Origin of the sequence: Citrobacter sp. Cm038, assembly GCF_030333105.1 — a bacterium.
In the GTDB taxonomy this organism is placed as follows: domain Bacteria; phylum Pseudomonadota; class Gammaproteobacteria; order Enterobacterales; family Enterobacteriaceae; genus Citrobacter; species Citrobacter murliniae.
In genome coordinates, this window is record NZ_JAOWGO010000016.1 from 758,222 (window position 1) to 781,546 (window position 23,325).

Consider the following 23,325-nt stretch of genomic DNA (forward strand, 5'->3'; position numbering starts at 1 on the left):
TTACTATGGTCATTAAGGCGCAAAGCCCGGCGGGGTTCGCGGAAGAGTACATCATTGAAAGTATCTGGAATAACCGCTTCCCCCCTGGCACTATTTTGCCCGCAGAACGTGAACTCTCTGAACTCATCGGAGTCACACGAACCACGTTGCGTGAAGTATTGCAACGCCTGGCGCGGGACGGCTGGTTGACCATTCAACACGGTAAACCGACGAAAGTGAATAATTTCTGGGAAACGTCCGGGCTGAACATCCTGGAAACGCTGGCGCGTCTCGATCATGAGAGCGTCCCGCAGTTGATTGATAATTTGCTGTCGGTGCGAACCAATATTTCGACGATCTTTATTCGTACTGCGTTCCGCCAGCATCCGGACAAAGCACAGGACGTTCTGGCGACGGCGAATCAGGTTGCCGATCATGCTGACGCATTCGCCGATCTGGACTACAACATTTTCCGCGGCCTGGCATTTGCGTCCGGTAACCCGATTTATGGTCTGATCCTGAACGGAATGAAAGGGCTGTATACGCGTATTGGCCGGCATTACTTTGCCAACCCGGAAGCCCGTGGTCTGGCGCTGAATTTCTACCGTAAACTGTCAGAGCTGTGTGAGCAGGGTTCTCATGACCAGGTATATGAAACGGTGCGCCGCTATGGTCACGATAGTGGTGAAATTTGGCATCGTATGCAGAAGAATCTGCCGGGTGATTTAGCTATTCAGGGCCGCTAATCGCTAAATGCCGGATGACAGCGTCATCCGGCATTAGATTTTATAGACCGTTCATTCTTGGCGGGCAACGCTCCAGCAGTTCAACGCTCCCATCCTCATTCTGTTGTTCCAGCGTCACATCAAATCCCCACAGACGATGTACATGTTTCAGCACCTCTTTACGTCCTTTATCCAACGGCGCGCGGTTATGCGGGATATAGCGTAAGGTGAGGGAACGATCGCCGCGCAGATCAACATTCCAGATTTGAATATTTGGCTCCAGGTTGCTCAGGTTATATTGCGACGACAATCTGTTGCGGATTTCACGATAACCCTCTTCGTTGTGAATTGCTGAAATCTCCAGATAGTTATGCCTGTCATCATCCAGCACGGTGAACAGACGGAAATCACGCATCACTTTCGGTGACAGGAACTGACTGATAAAGCTCTCGTCTTTAAAATCGCGCATCGCGAAATGCAGAGTTTCCAGCCAGTCGGAACCGGCAATATCCGGGAACCAGTATTTATCCTCTTCGGTAGGCGACTGACATATACGCTTGATATCCTGGAACATCGCAAAACCGAGGGCATAGGGGTTGATTCCGCTATACCATGGGCTGTTGTACGGTGGCTGGAATACCACATTGGTATGGCTGTGAAGAAACTCCAGCATAAACCGCTCGGTGACTTTACCTTCATCATAAAGGTGGTTAAGGATGGTGTAATGCCAGAATGTCGCCCAGCCTTCGTTCATCACTTGGGTCTGTTTCTGCGGATAAAAATACTGACTCACCTTACGCACGATGCGCAGGACTTCTCGCTGCCAGGACTCCAGCAGCGGGGCGTTTTTCTCCATGAAGTACAGCAGGTTCTCCTGTGGCTCAGAGGGATAACGCCGCGCTTCAAACACGGTTTTCTCTTCCTCTTTTTTCGGCAAGGTACGCCACAGCATATTCACCTGACTTTGCAGATATTCTTCACGGCTTTTTTGCCGGGCTTTCTCTTCCTGTAATGAAATTTTTTGTGGGCGTTTATAGCGATCAACGCCGTAATTCATCAGCGCGTGACAGGAGTCGAGCAGTTTTTCAACTTCATCAACCCCGTAGCGCTCTTCGCACTGGGTAATGTAGTTCCGCGCGAAAATCAGATAATCGACAATCGAGCTGGCGTCGGTCCAGCTGCGGAAAAGGTAATTATTTTTGAAAAAGGAGTTGTGCCCGTAGCAGGCATGCGCCATCACCAGCGCCTGCATGGTAATGGTGTTCTCCTCCATCAAATAAGCGATACATGGGTTAGAGTTAATGACAATCTCATAGGCCAGTCCTTGCTGCCCATGCTTATACAGACGTTCGGTTTCAATAAACTTTTTACCAAACGACCAGTGAGGATAGTTGATCGGCATCCCGACGCTGGAGTAGGCGTCCATCATCTGCTCGGAGGTGATCACCTCGATTTGGTGCGGGTAGGTATCCAGCTTATAGAGTTTCGCCACGCGGTCTATTTCCGCCAGATAGACATCCAGCAGATCAAACGTCCAGTCGGGTCCATCGCTCAACCGCGTGGTGTCCTTGTTCATGGAATCAATCGTAGCCATTCGCGCACCCTCATTGTTGGCGGCACTCTCTGTCTGGAGTACCTCATTTCAAGCATAGAACACGGTGTTAAAAAGCGTGCTCAAGCAGAAAATTTTTCTTTGCGATATCCCATCAGCGTGGAGTCGAAAAACGCAATAATCACAAAATTTTATGCTGGATAAAAATAACGCGTAGCAGGAGATCCCAAACCAGAGAGTTCCCTGCAATCACCGCTATGTGTGAGATAGGTCACCATAAAAAAGCCATATGTTGAATAATATTTTCAACTGAGTTATCAAGATGTAATTAGAAGATTGTTCTTTTACTGTTAACGGAGTGGCTATGCGAGTTGTCATACTGGGAAGTGGTGTCGTTGGCGTGACCAGCGCCTGGTATTTAAGTCAGGCTGGACACGATGTCACCGTCATTGATCGTGAGCCTGGCCCGGCACTGGAAACCAGCGCGGCGAATGCGGGGCAAATCTCTCCAGGTTATGCAGCCCCCTGGGCGGCGCCGGGTGTACCGCTAAAAGCAATTAAGTGGATGTTTCAGCGCCATGCTCCGTTAGCCGTTCGCCTTGACGGTACGCAGTTCCAGCTGAAATGGATGTGGCAAATGCTGCGTAACTGTGACACCAGCCATTACATGGAAAACAAGGGGCGTATGGTACGCCTCGCGGAGTACAGCCGCGATTGCCTGAAGGCACTGCGCGCGACGACGGGCATTGAGTATGAAGGTCGTCAGGGTGGGACGTTACAACTTTTCCGCACCGCGCAACAGTATGAGAACGCCACGCGTGACATCGCCGTCCTGGAAGATGCTGGAGTACCTTATCAGTTGCTGGAAGCTAACCGCCTGGCGGAAGTCGAACCGGCGCTGGCTGAAGTCGCTCATAAGCTGACCGGCGGATTGCGCTTACCTAATGACGAAACCGGAGACTGCCAGTTGTTTACCCAGCGGCTGGCGCAAATGGCGGAGCTGGCGGGCGTTAAGTTTCGCTACAACACGCCGGTTGATAAGCTGCTGAGCGAAGGCGAGCAGATATACGGCGTGCAGTGCGGAGATGAAATCATCAAAGCCGATGCCTATGTGATGGCGTTTGGCTCTTACTCCACGGCAATGCTGAAAGGGATTGTTGATATCCCTGTGTATCCGCTTAAGGGCTATTCGTTGACTATCCCAATTGCCGAGGAAAATGGTGCACCGGTTTCCACTATTCTTGATGAAACCTACAAAATCGCCATTACCCGTTTTGATAACCGTATTCGCGTTGGTGGTATGGCAGAGATTGTGGGCTTCAATACGGAGTTATTACAGCCGCGTCGTGAAACGCTGGAGATGGTGGTGCGCGATCTCTTCCCGCGCGGTGGTCATGTGGAGCAGGCGACCTTCTGGACCGGACTGCGCCCGATGACGCCGGACGGTACGCCAGTCGTGGGGCGTACCCGCTTTAAGAATCTGTTGCTCAATACCGGTCACGGCACACTGGGGTGGACAATGGCCTGTGGCTCAGGCCAGCTCCTGAGCGATATTCTGTCCGGGCGCACTCCCGCGATACCGTACGACGACCTGAGCGTGGCACGTTACAGCCCTGGATTTACTCCGTCACGTCCTCGGCATTTACACGGCGCACATAACTGATAAGGATGCGAGATGACCCGCCCGATACTGGCCAGCATTGACCTGCAGGCGTTGAAACAAAATCTGGCAATTGCGCGCCAGGCTGCGCCGGACGCTCGCGTCTGGTCAGTGGTAAAAGCTAATGCGTACGGACACGGCATAGAACGTGTCTGGAATGCGCTGGGAACGACCGACGGTTTCGCCATGCTCAATCTTGAAGAGGCGATAACCTTGCGCGAGCGTGGATGGAAAGGCCCGATCCTCATGCTGGAGGGCTTTTTCCATGCTGAAGACCTGACGGTGTATGACACGTATCGTCTGACCACCTGTGTACACAGTAACTGGCAGCTTAAAGCGTTGCAGAATGCCCGCCTTAACGCGCCGCTGGATGTTTATCTGAAGGTTAACAGCGGCATGAACCGACTGGGTTTTTTACCGGAACGGATATCGACCGTCTGGCAACAGCTGCGGGCGATGCCTAACGTCGGTCAAATGACGCTGATGTCACATTTTGCGGATGCTGAACACCCGGATGGCATTCAGGAGGCGATGACGCGGATCGGGCTGGCGACGGAAGGACTGGAGTGCAAACGTTCGCTGTCTAACTCGGCAGCGACGCTGTGGCACCCGGAAGCGCATTTTGACTGGGTTCGTCCGGGTATAATTTTGTACGGCGCATCTCCGTCCGGGCAATGGCGTGATATTGCCAACACAGGTCTTAAACCCGTCATGACGTTGAGCAGCGAAATCATTGGTGTGCAGACGCTGAAAGCGGGGGACCGGGTCGGTTACGGCGGGCGTTACACTGCCAGCGGTGAGCAGCGAATAGGAATTGTGGCTACCGGCTACGCCGACGGTTATCCGCGTCATGCAGCAAGCGGTACGCCAGTGCTGGTGGACGGTGTGCGAACCAGTACGGTAGGAACGGTATCCATGGATATGCTGGCCGTTGATCTGACACCGTGTCCACAGGCAGGAATAGGTACGCCTGTAGAGCTGTGGGGGAAAGAGATCAAAATCGATGATGTGGCAGCAGCGGCAGGTACGGTGGGCTATGAGTTAATGTGTTCGCTGGCGCTGCGTGTGCCTGTTGTGACGGTGTAACTTTACACATGGCCGGATGGTATTTATGCTAATCCGGCCCACGAAAGTTACGGTCAGTTCAGTTATTCACTCTCTTCTTCGGCCACCCTCACACCGACCTTCAATACCGCATTATCCTCTTTTTCAGCAACGGTCCAGATCATGCCGGCAAACTCCACCTGGTCGCCCACAACCGGTGCTGCACCTAACAGTTGCTGGACAATTTCACCCAACGTTTGTTGTTTTTCGCGGTACTCGGTGCCATCTTCCAGCCCATAAATCAGCGCGACGTCAGCATATTTGGCACTGGCTTCGAGAATAAAATCACCAAAAAATCGTTGGTCTAATGCCACCGGAGGTGACTGACTGAACAGCTTCCCTAATGCCGGGAGGTCGCGTTCGCGGCCAATCACGCACAAAACATCGCCCTCACGCAGACGGGTACTGCCTGACGGGTGAAACAGCACGTTGTCGCGAAACAGTGCCGCAATTCGTGTTTCCTCTGGCATATGCAGATCACGCAATGCTGCACCAACGCACCATTTGTCTGCACTAAGCTGATAAACGAACTGCTCCCAGGGGTTATCAGGATGAATATCCAGGCCAATACGGGATACAGGCCAGCCGACCGGGGGGACCACCACTTTGGCTTTTTTCGCGGCCCAGGAAAGTGACGTGCCCTGAAACAGTAGCGAGATCAACACCACGAAGAACGCGACGTTAAAGAACAGCCGCGCATTTTCCAGCCCGGCCATCATGGGGAATACGGCCAGAATAATCGGTACCGCGCCGCGTAAGCCAACCCAACTGATAAAAATTCTCTCGCGCAGATTGAAGCCCCGAAAAGGCAACAGCCCGGCGAACACTGACAACGGGCGGGCAAAGAAAATCATCCAGGCAGATAAAATCAGCGCCGGCACTGCAATTGGCAGCAGGTCGGACGGCGTAACCAGCAGTCCCAACACCAGAAACATCGCGATTTGCGCCAGCCAGGCCAGGCCGTCAAAGTTTTGCAGAATACCAAACCGGTTGCGAATAGGGCGATTACCAAGCAAAAATCCGCACAGATAGACCGCCAGAATTCCACTTCCTTCGAGTGCGGTAGTGACGGCAAAAACGAGGATCCCACCGCTCAACGCCAGCAGCGGATAGAGTCCGGCAGGCAGCGAAATTCGGTTAATCATTTGCAACAGCAGATAACCACCGCCGAGACCGAGTGCGATACCCAGACCAAATTGCTGGATAATATGCACCGCGAACATCCAGCTTAAGCCGGTCTCATGGTTTTGGATCATTTCGATAAGTGTGATGGTCAGAAATACCGCCATCGGATCGTTGCTACCTGATTCTATTTCCAGCGTGGAACCGACACGTTCGTTAAGTCCCTTACCACCGAGCAGAGAGAAGACTGCCGCGGCATCAGTTGACCCGACAATCGCACCAATCAACAGCCCTTCGATAAGATCCAAATGAAACAGCCATGCGGCCATCATGCCGGTTAACCCTGAGGTAACCAACACCCCGATGGTTGCCAGCGATAACGCCGGACCTAGCGCAACGCGAAAGGAGCTGGCCTGGGTTCGCATCCCGCCATCGAGCAGGATTATCGCCAGCGCCAGGTTACTCACCATGTAGGCGAAAGGGTAGTTATCGAAAGGAATACCGCCAATACCGTCCACGCCCGCCAACATACCGATAGCGAGAAATATCACCAGAATAGGGATACCAAGGCGTGATGAGAATGAACTGAGTAAAATACTACAAGTGACGAGGACGGAACCTAAAATAAAAAGGCTGATAATTGCTGCGGCATCCAACGTTCGTTTACTCCTGAATTACGCTGTTTCGTATTAATAACACCCTAACATAATAACGACAGAAACAGCGTTTTACTTAGCCCTGGATGAAGCTTTTTTTACGATTTAAGCACCGGATGTCCGGTCAGTGTGAGCTGACTGCCGTTTTTATCATTTTTCAGCACTGCATTAGCGCCCAGCGGTAGCGTGACGGTACGTTGCTCATGGCCAAAATCGAGGCCGCTAATCAATGGCACAGACAGTCTGGAACGTAGAAACGTACAGGCTGCATCCAGATCGTAACCGGCGTCGTAATCATTCGGCGTACTGCCGCTAAAACTGCCCAGAATGATGGCGTTCTGGCGAGCTAAAATACCCGTGTTATACAACTGCAGGAGCATACGTTCTACGCGGAATGGGTGCTCGTTAATGTCTTCCAGCACCAAAATACCGTTATCGATAGCTGGCATCCACGGCGTACCTATCAGCGACATGAGCATCGCCAGATTCCCCCCCCACAACGTTCCTTCAGTCGCGCATTCAGGGCCATTACCCTGCCAGTCGACAGTAAATTGCGCATTGCGCAGCGCCAGCCAGAAATGCTGTTCAGTAAACGGATCCATCTCCTCGGCACCGAAGTTTGCTGCCAGCATCGGACCGCTGAAGGTGATGACATTGCCCTGCGCCAGCAGACCACACTGGATTGCCGTAAAGTCGCTGTGCCCGCAGATAAGCAACGGATCGTGTTGCTGTCTGGCGGCCAGCGCCTGCCAGTCAATATCCTCCAGCAAACGACTGGCGCCGTAGCCGCCGCGTACCGGCATCACAATGGTATTGGGCGTTTTCAGGTCAACGAGTGAATTTACATCCGCCAGTCGTTCTGCTTCGGTACCGGCAAAACGCTGGTAGCGACGGGCAATAACTGCAGAGTTTTCGACCTGATGACCAGCTTCAGTAAGACGCTGAAGCCCGCGTAACGCCGCTTGCTGGTTGAGACAGTAGCCCGAAGGGGCAATTAAGTGAAACCGGGACATGGCATTTCCTTGCTACAACTAAAACCAAATGTATATCATGCCGCGTAGGTATGTCGTTGTCACCTCAGCGACAGGTTCCGGCTATAAGGATAGATGACGTGAAATTGAGATGGTTTGCTTTTTTGGTTGTATTACTTGCGGGCTGTAGTTCAAAACAGGATTACAAAAATCCGCCATGGAATGCTGAAGTTCCGGTAAAACGCGCAATGCAATGGATGCCTATTAGTGAAAAAGCCGGCGCGGCCTGGGGGGTTAGCCCACAATTGATTACGGCTATCATCGCGATTGAATCGGGTGGTAACCCAAATGCCGTCAGCAAATCCAATGCAATTGGACTGATGCAATTAAAAGCCTCCACTTCGGGACGGGATGTATATCGTCGCATGGGATGGAGTGGAGAGCCGTCTACCAGTGAGCTGAAAAACCCTGAGCGAAATATCTCTATGGGTGCAGCATACCTGAGTATTCTGGAAAACGGGCCATTGGCTGGGATCGAAGATCCACAGGTAATGCAATATGCCCTGGTGGTGTCATATGCCAACGGTGCCGGCGCGCTTCTGCGGACATTCTCCTCCGACAGGAAAAAGGCTATCAGCAAAATCAACGATCTTAGTGCTGATGAGTTTATCGAACACGTTGCCGATAACCATCCTGCGCCGCAGGCTCCACGCTATATCTGGAAGCTTCAGCAAGCGCTGGATGCCATGTAGTTAGCGCGATGCTATTCGCGCACCTTATTAGATTTTTCCCGGGCTTCGCGCTCAAGTGAAAAAATAATCCGCTGTAATTCCCGCTCCACCGCCGGGCCAACGTTGAGAAAACGGAAGCTCAGGCGGGGAGTGGTGATGGTCTCATTTTTCCCGTCAATTACTTTGCGTTCGCTAATGGAGATGAGCTGGGCGTCAACATGATATACCCCCCATCGTTCCATATTCAGTTCAACTTGCGAGAAGCGCATCCCTTCCGTCAATCCCTCGGGTTTTGCCTCTTCTAACAATGCGCCCATCCCGCCTAGAGACAGATCGAATAAGCGGAAACGCAGAATACTGTTGTCCGGCATTTTCGCCGTGCAGTGATAGGGAGGATGCAGTGGAGCACAGATGCGAAAATACTCCCGACGCTGGATGAACCATAGCGCAGGCGGCAGTGATGAGATAAATGCCGGCAGCCGCTGATACTCGCCTTTTTTGAGCTCTGGCAGGGTGAATTCAACTTTGGCCCCCTGCGTTTCGGCGATTATCGAAATTTGATTCGCGCGTTGTACGGCGTGGTTTTCATATTCCTGACTGCCAAAATCCATGATCAGTTCGTCAGGGTTAACAGCGAGGATCTTGCTGATGAACTGACCTCCTGACCAGGAGATACGCAGTGGAACCTGGTTGATATTTAAGTCCCGGAGCACGCCTAACACCGCTAATGGATTTTGCTTCAGGAACTGCTCATTGTAGTTGCTCACACCTAATGACTCCTGGATGCCTGGTTTGTCGTTGGATTATCGGCATCACGTGACGGAACTTAATACAAATGGATGAAATTTTTTATCAAATCCACGGAATTACGTCTGAATGAAAACGCACTGCCTATACTTAACCTAGTGGCGCAGGAATGTCTTGCGCGTGCATTCACTGGAAAGAGGGCCTGAAAATGGGAATTATTGCCTGGATTATTTTTGGTCTGATTGCGGGGGTGATCGCCAAACTGATCATGCCGGGTCGTGATGGTGGTGGGTATATCCTGACCTGTATTCTCGGTATCGTCGGGGCCGTGGTTGGTGGATGGCTGGCAACAATGTTTGGTCTCGGTGGTGATATCAGTGGATTTAACCTCCACAGTTTCCTGGTGGCTGTCGTTGGTGCGATTGTCGTGCTGGGTGTTTTCCGCCTTGTGCGCAGAAATTAATTGAACGGCCCCTCGGGGCCGTTTTTCTGAAACAATAATAGCTAGAATTTATACTCAACGCCTGCCCAGTAATTGCGACCTTCTTCGATAAACCCTTCGCTATACACATATTGCGTATCAAACAGGTTATTGACCGATGCGTTAACGCTAAAACCGTGACCGATGGCGTAGTCGGCACGTAAATGGGTGATGGCAAAACCTGCTGCTTTTTGTGAGCCATCCGTATTACTGTAGCTTGAGGAACGTGCCTCTTCGGACAGCGTGATGCTGAGCGGATCCCAGGGTTTTAGCGTCATCCAGGCTGTGAGCGTTTGCGTAGGCAGGTCGGTAATCTTGCCGATATCACTGCGTTTGGCGTCTGCATGGATGAGTCCATAGCTTAACCCGACGTCCAGCATATCAAAGACGTTACCTTTGACACCCGCATCCAGACCAGTGTAATCCACGCGACCGCTGTTCTGATTCTGGATAGTGTCTGCATCAATATTGTGCGAAAGAATCGCATCGGTAATGCGGTTGTAATACACGCTGACTTCAAATCCCCAGTCCTGTGTGAGCGAACCATTCCAGGTCAGGTCGACGCTGCGGGCACGTTCAGGTTTTAGCTGTGGATTAACAAGTGCCACCTGGTTATAAGCGGGTTTCGACGTGGTGTAACGTTCTTTGAGCGTCGGAAAGCGCGTTCTGTCAGAGTAAGAAAGCGCCAGGGTGTCAGAATTTTCAAAGTGATATTTGGTCATCACCTGCCAGTTAAATGCCGACTGATTGTTGTCATCATAATGGGTGACGCTACCGTTTTTCTCATGCTTCATCCCCTCCAGACTGTCGCGCCAGTCGTAGCTTATACCCGCGACGACATCGACACTGTCCGCTGCTGCCCACTGGTATTCACTGGCGACAGACCAGGTACGGTCTTCGTAACGATCGTAAGCAGCGTTCGGCGCGCCTTTTTCGCGGTGAACATCGTCTTTCCAGTTAACAGCAAAAGAGAGCAGATCGTTTTCACGCATATCGGCGGCGAGCTGCAGGCCAGCCCCGTCGCTATAGTCAGAATAGTGGCTGTAGCTGCCTTTCTTATTTTTTAAATCAGCAACAGAGTTGTACATCATCAGCGTATTTTCAAAGGTGTCGCGATAAAGTCGACTTTTCAGGGTAAAGCGATCGCCCAGATGTGTCGTGCCCTGGTAGTAATAACTCTCTTTATCGTATTGTGGCCACTGCCAGTAGCGTGATTTCTGGCTGCTGGTACCGGCGTAGGGAGGGTTATCTTTTTCGCCGTCCTGATTGATGTAGGTGAGGACATATTCATCATTGTCACGCGGGGTGAAACCCAGTTTAACGATCCCGCGTTTATCATCAGCGGATGAGTTAATCATTTTGCCATTGCGACCCGCCACCGGGTTATCCGTACCATGCGGCAAGCCGAGAAAATCTTGCTTCAGTTGGCTCCCGCTAAGCTGGATATATCCCAGGTCGTTACTGGCGCCAAATGAGGCGTGCATATCGTGAGCATTGTCTTTACTGCGACTCCAGCCCTGACGATATCCGATACTGCCCTCAACGGGTTTCGTCGGTTTTTTAGTGGTGATGTTGATAGCGCCACCCATCTGGTTTGGTCCCTGAAGCAAGGATGAGTAACCTTTAGAGACTTCAACCGTGGCGATATCAGAGGTGAGAAAACGTCCTAAATCCAGGTTGCCATCATAGGGGATATAAACAGGAACACCGTCGAAAAATACCGGCACCTGACGGCTATCAAAGCCGCGTACTTTCACCTGCTGTTCGTTACGGTTGCCTGATTTTTGTAGCACTACACCGGGGATAACACTCAACGCCTGGGCAACGTTTTGCTTGTCCAGATCCTGCATTGTTTCCTGTCCAAGTACCGTCGTGCTGGCCGCAGAGGCTGGACTTGACCAGACAGTCATCGTTTCGCTTTCTGGCCCGGCGAAAGCACTCTGTGCAAAAACAAACGACAGCGCTGTGTAAAGAAAACTCTTGTTGAAATTCATTATTTTTAGTCCATTTATGAATGTTAAATACCGCGAGCTTCCGGACTCAGGGTGACTTTGATATCCGCTGGTGGGGCGTAGTAAGGTGCGGAAGTGATAAAGAGTCTGATGCCGCAATCGAGGTAACTCGCCAGGGTGGCGAGAGTAATGCCGCCAGTCAGCGCCAGCGTGCAATGGGGGGCCAGAGAAGGGGCTATGCGTACAATCTCAGCGGCCTGTTCAGGGCTAAACTTGTCGAGCTGCAGGACATCGGGCACGGCGCGTAGTGCGTCCAGCGCCTCTGTGGGATTGTCCGCTTCGACCACAATCTTTTTTTCCGGCGCATGACGTCGCAACTGTGCGATAGCGTCAGCCCAGTTGTTTTCGTTAGCAAGAAAACGGCGATGATTAGCAAAAAGCAGTACGGATTCGGCACATCCGCCTCGGTGGATAATCCCTCCCGCCGCGAGAATCGCTTGTGTGGCCAGCATTCGGGTGCCAGGAATCGCTTTTCGGGTACAGGCTATCTGGGCGTCAGGGTAGCGGCTACGAACAATGGTCAACATATTGTCGAGATAGTCTGAAACGCCGCAACTCCATTCCAGAACATTTTGTACGGCTTTCCAGCCCTGATGTAGCGCGGCCGCATTCCCGTGTGCGCGAATAACTAACTGACCGGCGGTCGCCCGTTCACCCTCCGCCAGTTGTTCAGTGACGGTCAGTCCCAGTGAATGAAGCATTTGTCTGGCGATGGTAATGCCGCTGACGCACCCGCCCTGGCGATGACAGAATTCCATGACTCCCGGTTGTGCACCGATACCCAGTGCCCGGGTAGTCAGGTCGCCCCCTTGAATATCTTCCAGTAACAAGGCGTCGGTCTGCGCCTGAGAAAAGTAAATCATCGCAGCGCCTCCGGGGCGACGCTGTCCCACCAGATCAGCGCCCAGTCGCGACTGGCGGGAGCAATGGCGCGGGGATCCTGTTGCTGATACCAGGTATCCAGACGATCAACCTCATCTTCACTGAGATCGCCCATACTCCAGCGCACATTTTCCAGAAAGCGGGACCAGGTGCTGTTGTCCTGCTGACAGTTTGGCCCCCGGATAAAATCAACGTGGGCATGGATGCCCATCTGATATAAAACGTTTAACGCGTAGATATAGTTGGGAAGCTCAATCACCTCGCGGCCCAGCGCGCGCTGAATTGTGGGAGAAACAAACGAAGAACTCACGAGATGGGTGGTGTAAACCCGCAGCCGCGCCTGATTGTTCAGTTTTGTCATCGCCTGGCGCATATCGGCGACCAGCGTGGAGCGGGACGCTACGGCGATATCGCATGGGGGCAAATCGTCCCAGTGTTCCTCCCAGGAACGTTGCACCCAGTGGACATGGCTGCCTCCCATCTGCCCGGCGCGACGAGCGGCCACGCTCAGCATTCCCTGGCTGTAATCCACGCCGTATATTGTCGGGATCTTTTTTGCTAACGCCAGTGAGACCGTACCAGGACCGCAGCCCATATCGAACAGTGATTCAACACCTTCAAGATTAATTTTCCCCAGCAGCTGTTGCAGATAGCTGTCGGTTAATGAGGCGCAATTCTCTGCCATTTTTTCCGCACGTTTATCCCAGTGCTCTGGCTTTTTCTCGGTTCGGTTCGCCAGAAGTAACTGTTTACGGTAAAGGTCAGCAAAATCAATGTCGTCAATGAGCATCGTGATTCCTTATTGTTGGGTGCCAAAGAGGTGGTGGTGGATTTGAGAAGGGGCGACGCGGTACAGCGTTGCCAGCCGATCTGTGGCGAGTTGTTGTTCGGGAAGTCCTTGCGATACCAGCCCGTCTGGTTCGATGCGCACTACGCTGTCGGCTATTGCTCGCGCATGCAATGGGTGGTGAGTGGACATCAACAGGGCCATTCCGCTCTTCTTCAGTGTAACCAGCGTGTCGAGCAGGCGGATCTGATGACCAAAATCGAGGCTGGAGGCCGGTTCATCCAGCAACAGTAAACGTGGGTGCTGCGCCAGCGCGCGGGCAATCAGCACTAACTGGCGTTCACCGCCACTCAGCGTGTTCCAGCGTCTGGCTGACAGATGGGGGATCCCCAACAGCTCCAGTTGCTGATATGCAATTTCGCGCTCTTTTACGCCAGGGACTGCAAAGACGGCCATCTGCGGGGTCAGTCCCATCATCACCATATCCAGAACGGTGAAGGCAAAAGCGCCGTCGTGGGCTTGCGGGACCCAGGCGATGGCACCCGCGCGCTCACGTTCGCTGAGAAGATTCACCGCTACGCCATCCAGTAAAATATCGCCGTGGAGTGGCCGGATAACGCCAAGGAGCGTGCGCATCAGCGTGGTTTTTCCGCTACCGTTTGCGCCAAGCAGACAGCAAATTGCCCCCTCGCAGACGTTGAACGATACATTGCGCAACACCGGGTGTTGGGCAGAATATCCCAGCGAAGCGTTGCACACGGTTAGCAGCGTCATGGGCGACCACCCCGCAGGAGCAGTAACAAAAAGAAGGGGGCACCAATAAAGGCCGTCAGGATCCCGAGTGGGATTTCCGTGCTGCTAAGCGTGCGCGCGAGGGTGTCGGTCAACAGCAGTAAAATGGCACCAATTCCCATTGAAACAGGCAGTAACTGCTGGTGATTGTTACCGGTGAGGAGTCTGCCGATATGCGGCACAACCAGCCCAATCCAGCCGATAATGCCAGCAATGGCGACGGTGCTGGCGGTAATGAGCGTGGCGCAGACGATCAACCCCAGCCGCAGCCGAGAAACGTTAATTCCCAGTGAGCGTGCTTCATCATCCGAGAGCGTAAGCAGGTTCATGCGCCATCGCAGCAGCAAAAGCGGAATCGAACCTGCCACGATCAGCGGCGCTGAAAACCAAAGGTCATGTTGCGTAATGGTGGATAAACCGCCGAGTAGCCAGAAGGTAATCGAAGGGAGCTGGGTATATGGGTCAGCCAGCGTCTTGATAAGCGAAATTCCCGCGCCACATACTGTTCCCAGCGCAATCCCAACCAGTACCAGCGTTAATACCGGATCGTGGCGGGAAACACGGCGGGTAATGAGCCAGACGCCCGCGACTACCAGCAAACCTCCGACGAATGCGTAAAGCTGAATAAACAGTATCGGCAAACCCAGCAGGATGGCCGAGCAGGCACCTAAACCGGCACCAGCCGCGACGCCAAGAATATCCGGTGAGACCAGCGGATTACGGAACATTCCCTGATAGGTTGTGCCTGCTCCGGCCAGTGCCGCCCCCAGTAGCAGCGCGGCCACAATACGCGGCAGACGAATTTGCCAGAAGACGATTTTATCCTGCGCCGTCACACCCTCCTGGCTGACAATGAGCGCCATCACATGCTGAATATCCAGCCGATAGGCTCCGGAAAGCACAGCGACAACCACACAAAGCGCAATGGTCACAATCATCAGGAGACTGAGTGTCGTTGTTCTCATCAGACCGCCACCAGTTGTTGATACTGCGATTCGCTTAAAGAGGTATGCCAGAACAGCTGTGAATAGCGCTGCATGTCATCCTGAAAGCTTGCATTTACCAGTGGGTCAAGCCAGGCGTGCAGGCGGCGTAAACCCAGTAAACGGTTGATGCCGGGAGGCGCATCGAGCCAACCAAACGGCAGACCGCTGAGAAAAAGAATACGTTTATCGGCGACGGCCTTTACCCCTTGCCAGACCGGATCTTCTCGCAGGTACTGTGCTGTAACCGCATCCTGCACCAGGATGATATCGGGCTGCCAGCTCAGCAGGTTTTCCATCGACACCTGCGCCAGTCCGTGCCGTCCTGGGATTTGCGCTACATTGTGTAATCCCAGTAGCTCTGCGGCTTCGGTGTGCAGTGAGCCTTGTAACCCCGTTTCAAGTCCTCTGGCGCCGCGAGCGGCATAAAAACGCAGTTTGGCGGCTGGAGAGCGCGAAAAAATATCGGCTTCATCAATGAATTTCTGGGCAAGTGCTGCCTGGGCTGCTGTTCGCGTTTCCGTGCCCAGTGCTTTACCCGCGGCGTGCAGTTGTTGCGGAGTTTGTCGAAGTTCGCCGTTAATCAGCAGCCACGGTATCTGCGTTTGCGCGTAGACCTGCTTTGCCTGTGAAAGCCAGGTTTCGTCCGCATTACCGCAATCAACGACCAGATCGGGCTTCAGCGCCAGCAATGCTTCAAGAGCCAATGTGCTGGCACGACCCGCCAGCCTGCCCAGTTTGGGTAATGCACGGATGTTATCTGACAAATGAATGGCAGCCTGGTGGGAGAGATCAAAGGATGAAAATCCCACCAGCTTTTCCGGTGCGACGGCTAACAGCAGTACATCAGCGGGAGCTCCGGCGCTCACCACGCGTTGAATAGCGTTAGTCCCGGGAGAGGTACCGATAGCAACGGTGAGCGGCGTACGGGAGCTGGCCGGAAAGTGGCGTAAAAGCAGCGCAGAGGCCACGAGATGGGCAAACATCCGTCTTGTCAGTGGCATTATATTCATCCTGAACGGTGATAAATTCGCTATATATTTACATATATAGCGAATAAAAACATGTTCAGAATCAATTTCACACTGATGAAAATCCCGGGTAACCCGTAAGAGTTATGTGCAATGGGGACAGTGAAAAGAGAGGGAGACTGAAATAAAAAATCCGCGACGATGCGCGGATTTTCGGGCAACACATGCACGTTATGGGGTTGTTTGAGTCTGCTTTTGGGTTTCGGTCTGTGTAACGCTGGCAGGCGTCGGGCGCGTTGATGGAACGTTGTCACAGGGTTTTTCTTTGGCACAAATCAGATCGAGCATTTTTAATGTCACGCCGTTGGTCCAGCCAAAGCCGTCCTGCAACGGATACTCGCCACCACCACCGCCGGTGCCAGTGGTGCTCACGTCATATTTTTCAACCAGCTTTTTCTCACGGTCGTAGGTGTGCTGAACGTTAGTGAGGAACCGCCAGGTCACGTCCATGGCGACGTTATCCTGACCATAGTTTTGTAGCCCGGAGGCGGCAACCCACTGCAGGGGAGCCCAGCCATTAGGGGCATCCCACTGCTGGCCACTTTTCACCGACGTGGTAGCCACACCGCCGGGTTGCAGCAGGTGCTTCTGGGTTGCAGTAGCGACTTTACTGGCTCGATCCTTTGCTGCCGCATTGACATACAGCGGGAACAGCGTGGCGGCAGTCAGCTGATTACGTACTTTCTTACTTTGCAGATCGTAGTCGGCGTACCAGCCTTCTTTATCATTCCATAACCAGGTTTCGATCCCTTTTTGCCGGGCGTTGGCGAAGCCTTCGTATTGCGCAGCCTTCGCGTCGTCGCCTGCGGCTTTACTGGCGAGGGCGATCATTTTTTCCATTTTATAAAGCAACGCATTGAGGTCTACCGGGACGATGCTGGTGGTGCGAATGGAGCTCAACTGGCTGGGATTATCCATCCAGCGTGAACTGAAATCCCAGCCCGAAGCCGCGGCAGATCGCAGGTCGCGATAAATTTCTGTGGCGGGGCGGTTCGGGTTGCTTTTGGCGGTCGCGATGTCCTCAACCCAGGACTCCGGTCTTGGTGTATCGCGGTCATCCCAGTAGCGGTTCAAAATGGTTCCGTCAGCCAGTTTGACGACACGCTTGTTCTGCTGGCCAGGCTGGAGAGTTTCGACGCCTTCCATCCAGTACGTGTACTCTTTGAGCATCTGCGGCAGATATTTTTTCAGAGCATCATCACCGTCATGTTGTGCCAGCAGTTCGACCATAAAGGCGAAGAACGGAGGCTGAGAACGACTTAGATAGTAGGTACGGTTACCGTTAGGTATGTGTCCCCATGTGTCGATTTCGTAAGCAAAGTTCGCCACCATGTCGGAAACCTTGTCCCAGTGATTGCTTTCAGCAAGCCCCAGCATGGTGAAATAGCTGTCCCAGTAATAAATTTCGCGAAAACGACCGCCGGGTACGACATAAGGTTCGGGCAGTGGTAGCAACGAATCCCATTTCTCGGCATCGGTTGTTGAACGCGTTAACACCGGCCACAGCCCATCGATATGCTCACGGAGTGACTGTCCTGCAGGCGGCACGTATTTTTCACCCTCTTTGGGCAGTGTAAAGTTTACATTCACAAAATGGCGTAAATCGAAACCGGATTGATTTTTCTGCATCCGGTAATCAGCGAGGATCATTAACGGATCGCTGTTGGGTACGGCGTCGGCAAAGGTCTTCTGATCGGGGAATAGTTTCGCTGTTTGCACATCATTAAACAGGGGGCCGAGCAGGATATCAGGAGGCTGAGGTGCGTCGGTTGGCTGTTCCGCGGCATTAACGGCAAACGAGCTAAAGGCGAAAAGGGTACTTGCGAGTGTCAGTTTTATTACGACAGAGAGCATGCCAGGATGGCGAATTGCTGGCGTTATCATCGGTTAATCTCCTTAGCGGCGTGCCGAAGTAGCGGCATTTACCATGAGAAAACCTTAGTTCAGGATTGGCCGTTGCGCGTGATTGAGGCCCTATTTTGCGAACAAACAGACATTTCCTGATGTACTCAGGGGAAGCCGCACACCCAGACGGTAAGGGGGTGCGGTGAGTATCAGTTCACAAAGAACAGTCTATTCGCCACGCAGTCAAGGGTCAGGGTATTACCCGTTTGAATCGCGTCGAGTGCTTCGCCTTGCTGGCAAATACAGCAGATGCCCATTTCACGTGCAATAATCGCCGAATGAGAAGTCTCGCTCCCGTCTCGCAGGCAGATGCCTTTAACAGTCAGCGGATCGAGCTGCAACACGGTAGAGGGGTAAATGGCATCCGCGACCAGGATTGTTGGGCGAACAAATGTGGGGATTTGCGCATGTTCCCCAGTCAGATGCCTCAGCGAACGGGACAGCAAATCTTCAATATCAATATATCGTGCCTGTAGATACGGATCGTCGAGCTGGAGATACTGCTGGCGCAGATCGTTCAGAACGTTTTGCCAGGCATACCCGGCGCTACACTGTTTTTCACGCATCAGATCGCAGGCCATATCATACAGCTCAGGATCATCCAACAGGGTGTGGTGACCAGAAAAAATTGCGGCGATATCGGCGGAATATTTTTCTTCCGCGAGAGCTGTCAGAAAGCTCAGGTCGTCCAGTGTCTTGCGTATAGCTACCTGTAACTGCTGCTGTTCTTCCTGCATATTTGCTGCTGCATGACAGGGGATTTCCGGCGAGAACGGTGTGTAACAGAAGGCCATACCGGTTACCTGCGAGGGCGTTGAATGTGCCAATTTGTCAGCATGTGGTTTTTCTATGGTTTCGCCAAAATTCTCTGCTGCAAGCTGCTGGAATGCTGCCAGCGCATCGTCCGCCTGTTCACCTTTGGCAATGAGTCGCAGCGTATCGTTACAACGTACCTGAAGCAGGGCGATTTGGTTAAGGCTGTCAGGGACTACGCACTTACCGTTTTTCTCCAGCAACATGTCAGCGTTGAAAACAGACAGGGTGGAGACCAGCTTTGACGCCGGGCGGACGTGTATGCCGTTGGGATTCTTCACTACTACGGCAACCGAACGTGCATCCGCGTCGGCTGACAGTGCAGCCGGTGCGGTTTTATCCGGAGATGACGAAGGTAAACCCAGTTGCTCATATTTAGCGTCGAGGGCGTTCATTGCATCCTTGATGACCCGCTCGATATCGGCCCCCGCAGCAGCACTGACCGTCGCTGCCAGCGTGCCTTCAACCAGAGGGGCGGCGCATAAACGTACCTTTGCGGCAATCGCCGGATCGAGTAACTCCAGCGCCGTTTCCGCACTCAGTAATGCGCTACCAATATCCATCATTACCAGAACGTGATCGGTATCCGCCACTGACTCAATGGCTTCCATTACCTTAATCGGATCGGTGCCGATGGGGTTCTCAGGATCGTCAATGCCCGCGGCAATCGCCAGTTTACAGCCGTCACCCATTAACATCTGCCGGGCTAACGCACCGACGCCTTCGCCCAACTGAGCGCTATGAGACACAATAACCAGGTTTACCATCGCTTTATCCTTACTCTCTGGATGCCTGAGCCAGCATCTGCACCATAAACATAACGGACGTTGCTCCAGGGTCCTGATGCCCAATGCTGCGCTCACCCAGATAGCTGGCGCGGCCTTTGCGTGCCTGCATCGTAATAGTGCTTTGCGCCGCCGCTTCCGCTTGCTGGCTTGCTGCTTCCAGCGCTGCCTGTACCGTTAGCTTCTGTTCACAGGACTGGCGCAACGACTCAACCACCGGCACCCAAACATCGCACATCGTTTTGTCACCAGGCTCTGCTTTACCCCGGCTGATCACACCTTCAGCGCCATCGCGTATCATTTGATAAAGTTCCTCAAGCGTCAGACTCTGGTGTGCCTGAGTCACCTGCGCCGCGCGGATGAAAAAGGTGCCGAACAGCGGGCCACTGGCACCTCCGACGCTTGAAAGCAGCACCATTCCGGTGTTTTTCAAAATAAAGCCGATGTCTTTGTCCGCAATTGACGGTAATTTTTCGACCACTTTACTGAAGCCACGGTGCATATTCAGGCCGTGGTCTGCATCACCAATCTCCCGATCAAGTCCGGTCAGGAAATCACTTTCTGTGGTGAATATTTCACCGCAACGATAGAGCCAGTTAACAATTTGTGTTCTGTTGAGGGACATCATAAATCTCCTTATTTACCCCAGTTAAGAGCAGGGGTGTGAACCGGTGCATCCCATAAGTTCAGCGTGTCGTCATCCACTTTTAACAGGGTGATTGAGAAGCCGGTCATATCCAGAGAGGTGCAGTAAGAACCGATCAGGTTGCGTTCAATAATGATGCCTGCATCCTGACAGCGGCTTTCAAGACGGTTATACACGCCAAAAAGTTCGGACAACGGCGTTGCACCAAGGTTATTGACCAGCGCAATGACGCGATCGCCATCCTGTAGCGGTTGCTTGGTTTCTTTGCCTTCCTGCCAGGCACCCTGGACGTTATCCCAGTGACGTAATGAGCGGCTGTAGCTACCGTTTTCCAGCAGGGTATCGAACATTTCATCCACGGTCTGGTCAAGGGAAGAGAAGGGGCGACGGTCAATCCCGGGTTCCCCATGAATACCGACGCCGAACTCCATCTCATTGTCCTGTAGGGTGAAAGAGGGTTGTCCGGCGGCAGGAACGGTACACGCGCTGATGGCGATACCAATGGAATGACCCAGATTATTCAGTTTGCGACCCAGCGCCGCGCAGGCTTCCAGTGAATCTCCACGTTCAGCGGCAGCACCAACCAGTTTTTCGATCAGTACCGTATTGGCGACGCCACGGCGACCCGCGGTATACAGGCTATCTTTTACCGCAACATCATCATCCACCACCATCGTGGTGACTTTTACGCCGCTTTCATGCAACAGCTCGGTAGCGGTTTCGAAGTTAAGAATGTCACCGGTGTAATTTTTGATGATGAGCAGGACGCCTTCGCCACCGTCAATTTGCATTGCGCATTCGAACATTTTGTCAGGCGTTGGTGAGGTGAAGATCTCACCCGGACAGGCACCGGAAAGCATGCCCTGACCAATATAACCACAATGCATCGGCTCGTGTCCGCTGCCGCCACCAGAGAGCAGCGCCACTTTGCCCATCACCGGCGCGTCTGCGCGAGTAACGTACACCGGGTCCTGATGCAGTGACAGTGAAGGGTAGGCTTTTGCCAGTCCCGCGAGTTGTTCATTCAGTACGTCTTCAACACGGTTAATCAATTTTTTCATTTTTTATGCTCCGCAGACAGTCCTGAGATGGCTGCATAAATCGGGCAGACATCTGATGTAGGGTATCGGTTGTGTACAACGCACGGCGACCGCTCGCTGCCGATAAGGTTATTGTGCACGAGGGTAGTCAAAAGAAAATTGACGGCATGTATGTTTCAATACGGAACATTCATGGCTTGCAATGTTCCGTATTGGAACGTATTGGTGCATAAATCAGCAGAAATGAGAGGTTAGGCAGCGTTTATCGCAGAAAGTGAACGTGATGGGTATTGTAGAGATAAAACCACCTGCTGAGCAGGTGGTCTTTTAGGATTGGCCTGGCATTAGCCCGGGTAAATACCACGATCTTTACGAGCCAACAGAATTCGCTCACATGCCACAATGTAGGCAGCGGTACGCAGGGAGCAGGATTTCTCAGCCGCTTTCTCCCAGACGTGCACCATCGCATCGGTCATGATTTTATCCATACGCGCGTTGATCTCTTCCTCACTCCAGAAGAAACTTGCCATGTCCTGAACCCATTCGAAATAGCTGACGGTTACGCCGCCCGCGTTACAAACAACGTCAGGTACGACGACAATACCGCGGCTTGCCAGAACGTCATCGGCATCCGGATAAGTTGGGCCGTTTGCGCCTTCGAGCACCAGCTTACAGGTCAGCGTCTCCGCGCGGTGGCGGGTAATCTGACCTTCGAGTGCTGCTGGGATCAGAATATCCATCTCCAGGCTCCAGAAGGTTTCGCTGGCAATCGTTTCTGCACCCGGGAAACCGGCAATCTGTTTGTGCTCCAGTTGCCAGGCGGTGAGGGCGGTCATATCGATCCCGGTGGCGTTAAACAGCGTAGCGGTATGGTCCTGAATCGCCACGACGCGAGCGCCCGCGGCTGCGAACAGACGGGCGGCTTCACTGCCGACGTTACCAAAACCTTGCACTGCCACGCGAGCGCCTTCAACCATGATGTTTGCACGGCGTGCCACTTCCAGACCACTAACAAAAACGCCGCGGCCGGTTGCTTTATCACGACCCAGAGAACCACCGAGGTGGATAGGTTTACCGGTGACCACGCTGGTCACTGTGGTGCCGTGGTTCATGGAATAGGTATCCATCATCCAGGCCATGACTTTGCCGTTAGTACCAACATCCGGCGCAGGAATATCTTTCTGCGGCCCGATGATAATGCCGATTTCGCTGGTATAGCGACGGGTCAAACGCTCCAGTTCGCCTTCGGACAGGCTAAACGGATCGACGCGAACGCCGCCTTTTGCGCCGCCGTAGGGCAGGTTCAGCGCTGCGCATTTGATGGTCATCCACGCAGAAAGGGCCATCACTTCATTAAGATCAACATCAGGATGATAACGCACACCACCTTTACCAGGACCTCGTGAGAGGTTGTGCTGCACGCGGTATCCTTCGAAATGGCGGATGGTACCGTCATCCATCTGTACCGGGATATCGACAATCAAAGCGCGTTTTGGGTGACGCAGGGTATCCACCCAATGGGAAAGTTCGCCCAGGTAAGGGGCCACACGCTCGATTTGTTGCAGGTAGGTATTCCAGGCAGATGTGCTGCTATCTGAAGCGTAAGATAACTTATCCATGATAAACCTTAGTTATAAAAGTAATATGTTCTTAATTTAGCCGTGGTATACAGTGAATCTCACCATATAAACTTAAATTTAACATTTTTTCAAAGAGTCGGCTCATCCAGAAACGAAATCTCCGCCAAAAATTCGGTGCTGACGCAAAGTCTTAATGAATAATTATTTATATTAAAGGCGTAATCTGCGCTTTTATAGATAATTGATGCACATAATCTGCATGATGCCTAAGGTGTGCTATTTGTCAGATTTATGACGCACCTCTAAAAGTAAATAATATGATAATGATTTGTGCTTTCTTT

At 52.7% G+C, this 23,325-nt stretch carries 20 protein-coding genes; 5 read left to right on the forward strand and 15 right to left on the reverse strand.

Annotated elements, in window-relative coordinates; all coding sequences use genetic code 11:
- Positions 1-5 precede the first annotated feature (5 nt).
- On the forward strand, positions 6-725 hold the full coding sequence (gene fadR / locus OGY01_RS05995; RefSeq protein ID WP_045443868.1) for a fatty acid metabolism transcriptional regulator FadR: 720 nt from the start codon (positions 6-8) through the stop codon (positions 723-725).
- A 40-nt stretch (positions 726-765) separates the two neighbouring features.
- On the opposite strand, the gene OGY01_RS06000 is transcribed toward fadR, so the two are convergent.
- Positions 766-2,298, reverse strand: a complete 1,533-nt coding sequence (locus OGY01_RS06000; RefSeq protein ID WP_045443867.1) for a SpoVR family protein — start codon at positions 2,296-2,298, stop codon at positions 766-768.
- A 322-nt stretch (positions 2,299-2,620) separates the two neighbouring features.
- Between OGY01_RS06000 and OGY01_RS06005 the strand changes: the two genes are divergently transcribed.
- Entirely contained in the window at positions 2,621-3,919 is a 1,299-nt protein-coding gene (locus tag OGY01_RS06005) for a D-amino acid dehydrogenase (protein ID WP_045443866.1), read from the forward strand.
- 12 nt (positions 3,920-3,931) lie between these two features.
- A complete protein-coding gene (gene dadX / locus OGY01_RS06010) occupies positions 3,932-5,002 on the forward strand; it encodes a catabolic alanine racemase DadX (RefSeq protein ID WP_048221324.1) in 1,071 nt (356 codons plus the stop codon).
- 62 nt (positions 5,003-5,064) lie between these two features.
- Here the strand turns inward: dadX and OGY01_RS06015 are convergent, their stop codons facing one another.
- On the reverse strand, positions 5,065-6,798 hold the full coding sequence (locus OGY01_RS06015; protein ID WP_045443861.1) for a potassium/proton antiporter: 1,734 nt from the start codon (positions 6,796-6,798) through the stop codon (positions 5,065-5,067).
- 98 nt (positions 6,799-6,896) lie between these two features.
- On the reverse strand, positions 6,897-7,811 hold the full coding sequence (gene ldcA, locus OGY01_RS06020) for a muramoyltetrapeptide carboxypeptidase (protein ID WP_286492634.1): 915 nt from the start codon (positions 7,809-7,811) through the stop codon (positions 6,897-6,899).
- 98 nt (positions 7,812-7,909) lie between these two features.
- Between ldcA and emtA the strand changes: the two genes are divergently transcribed.
- The gene (gene emtA / locus OGY01_RS06025) at positions 7,910-8,521 is read left to right on the forward strand and encodes a membrane-bound lytic murein transglycosylase EmtA (protein ID WP_048221326.1); all 612 of its coding nucleotides are present in this window, start codon (positions 7,910-7,912) and stop codon (positions 8,519-8,521) included.
- A gap of 11 nt (positions 8,522-8,532) precedes the next feature.
- Here the strand turns inward: emtA and ycgR are convergent, their stop codons facing one another.
- Positions 8,533-9,267, reverse strand: coding sequence for a flagellar brake protein YcgR (ycgR, locus tag OGY01_RS06030; RefSeq protein WP_045443852.1), 735 nt, complete (start codon positions 9,265-9,267; stop codon positions 8,533-8,535).
- A 188-nt stretch (positions 9,268-9,455) separates the two neighbouring features.
- Between ycgR and OGY01_RS06035 the strand changes: the two genes are divergently transcribed.
- Complete coding sequence (locus OGY01_RS06035; protein ID WP_045449665.1) at positions 9,456-9,710, forward strand: GlsB/YeaQ/YmgE family stress response membrane protein; 255 nt, start codon at positions 9,456-9,458, stop codon at positions 9,708-9,710.
- 41 nt (positions 9,711-9,751) lie between these two features.
- Here the strand turns inward: OGY01_RS06035 and OGY01_RS06040 are convergent, their stop codons facing one another.
- From OGY01_RS06040 to OGY01_RS06090, 11 genes are all read right to left on the reverse strand, one after another.
- Complete coding sequence (locus tag OGY01_RS06040) at positions 9,752-11,722, reverse strand: TonB-dependent receptor plug domain-containing protein (protein WP_286492636.1); 1,971 nt, start codon at positions 11,720-11,722, stop codon at positions 9,752-9,754.
- A gap of 23 nt (positions 11,723-11,745) precedes the next feature.
- Positions 11,746-12,603, reverse strand: a complete 858-nt coding sequence (gene modD / locus OGY01_RS06045; protein WP_286492639.1) for a ModD protein — start codon at positions 12,601-12,603, stop codon at positions 11,746-11,748.
- On the reverse strand, positions 12,600-13,412 hold the full coding sequence (locus OGY01_RS06050; protein WP_284096689.1) for a class I SAM-dependent methyltransferase: 813 nt from the start codon (positions 13,410-13,412) through the stop codon (positions 12,600-12,602). Before OGY01_RS06050 ends, modD begins: the two co-directional genes overlap by 4 nt.
- A gap of 9 nt (positions 13,413-13,421) precedes the next feature.
- Positions 13,422-14,183 (reverse strand): ABC transporter ATP-binding protein, encoded by a 762-nt coding sequence (locus OGY01_RS06055; protein ID WP_286492641.1) that lies wholly within the window; start codon positions 14,181-14,183, stop codon positions 13,422-13,424.
- Positions 14,180-15,139, reverse strand: coding sequence for a FecCD family ABC transporter permease (locus tag OGY01_RS06060; RefSeq protein WP_370637149.1), 960 nt, complete (start codon positions 15,137-15,139; stop codon positions 14,180-14,182). Before OGY01_RS06060 ends, OGY01_RS06055 begins: the two co-directional genes overlap by 4 nt.
- 26 nt (positions 15,140-15,165) lie before the next feature.
- Positions 15,166-16,188: an ABC transporter substrate-binding protein gene (locus tag OGY01_RS06065; RefSeq protein WP_286492642.1), complete on the reverse strand. Its 1,023-nt coding sequence runs from the start codon at positions 16,186-16,188 to the stop codon at positions 15,166-15,168.
- A gap of 198 nt (positions 16,189-16,386) precedes the next feature.
- A complete protein-coding gene (locus OGY01_RS06070; protein ID WP_286492644.1) occupies positions 16,387-18,099 on the reverse strand; it encodes an alpha,alpha-trehalase in 1,713 nt (570 codons plus the stop codon).
- A 170-nt stretch (positions 18,100-18,269) separates the two neighbouring features.
- Complete coding sequence (gene dhaM / locus OGY01_RS06075) at positions 18,270-19,700, reverse strand: dihydroxyacetone kinase phosphoryl donor subunit DhaM (RefSeq protein WP_286492645.1); 1,431 nt, start codon at positions 19,698-19,700, stop codon at positions 18,270-18,272.
- Positions 19,701-19,710: 10 nt separating this feature from the next.
- Positions 19,711-20,343, reverse strand: coding sequence for a dihydroxyacetone kinase subunit DhaL (gene dhaL, locus OGY01_RS06080; protein ID WP_048221336.1), 633 nt, complete (start codon positions 20,341-20,343; stop codon positions 19,711-19,713).
- Between the two features lie 11 nt (positions 20,344-20,354).
- On the reverse strand, positions 20,355-21,425 hold the full coding sequence (gene dhaK / locus OGY01_RS06085) for a dihydroxyacetone kinase subunit DhaK (RefSeq protein WP_045443820.1): 1,071 nt from the start codon (positions 21,423-21,425) through the stop codon (positions 20,355-20,357).
- Between the two features lie 323 nt (positions 21,426-21,748).
- Positions 21,749-23,023: a Glu/Leu/Phe/Val family dehydrogenase gene (locus tag OGY01_RS06090; protein ID WP_045443817.1), complete on the reverse strand. Its 1,275-nt coding sequence runs from the start codon at positions 23,021-23,023 to the stop codon at positions 21,749-21,751.
- Positions 23,024-23,325: the final 302 nt, after the last annotated feature.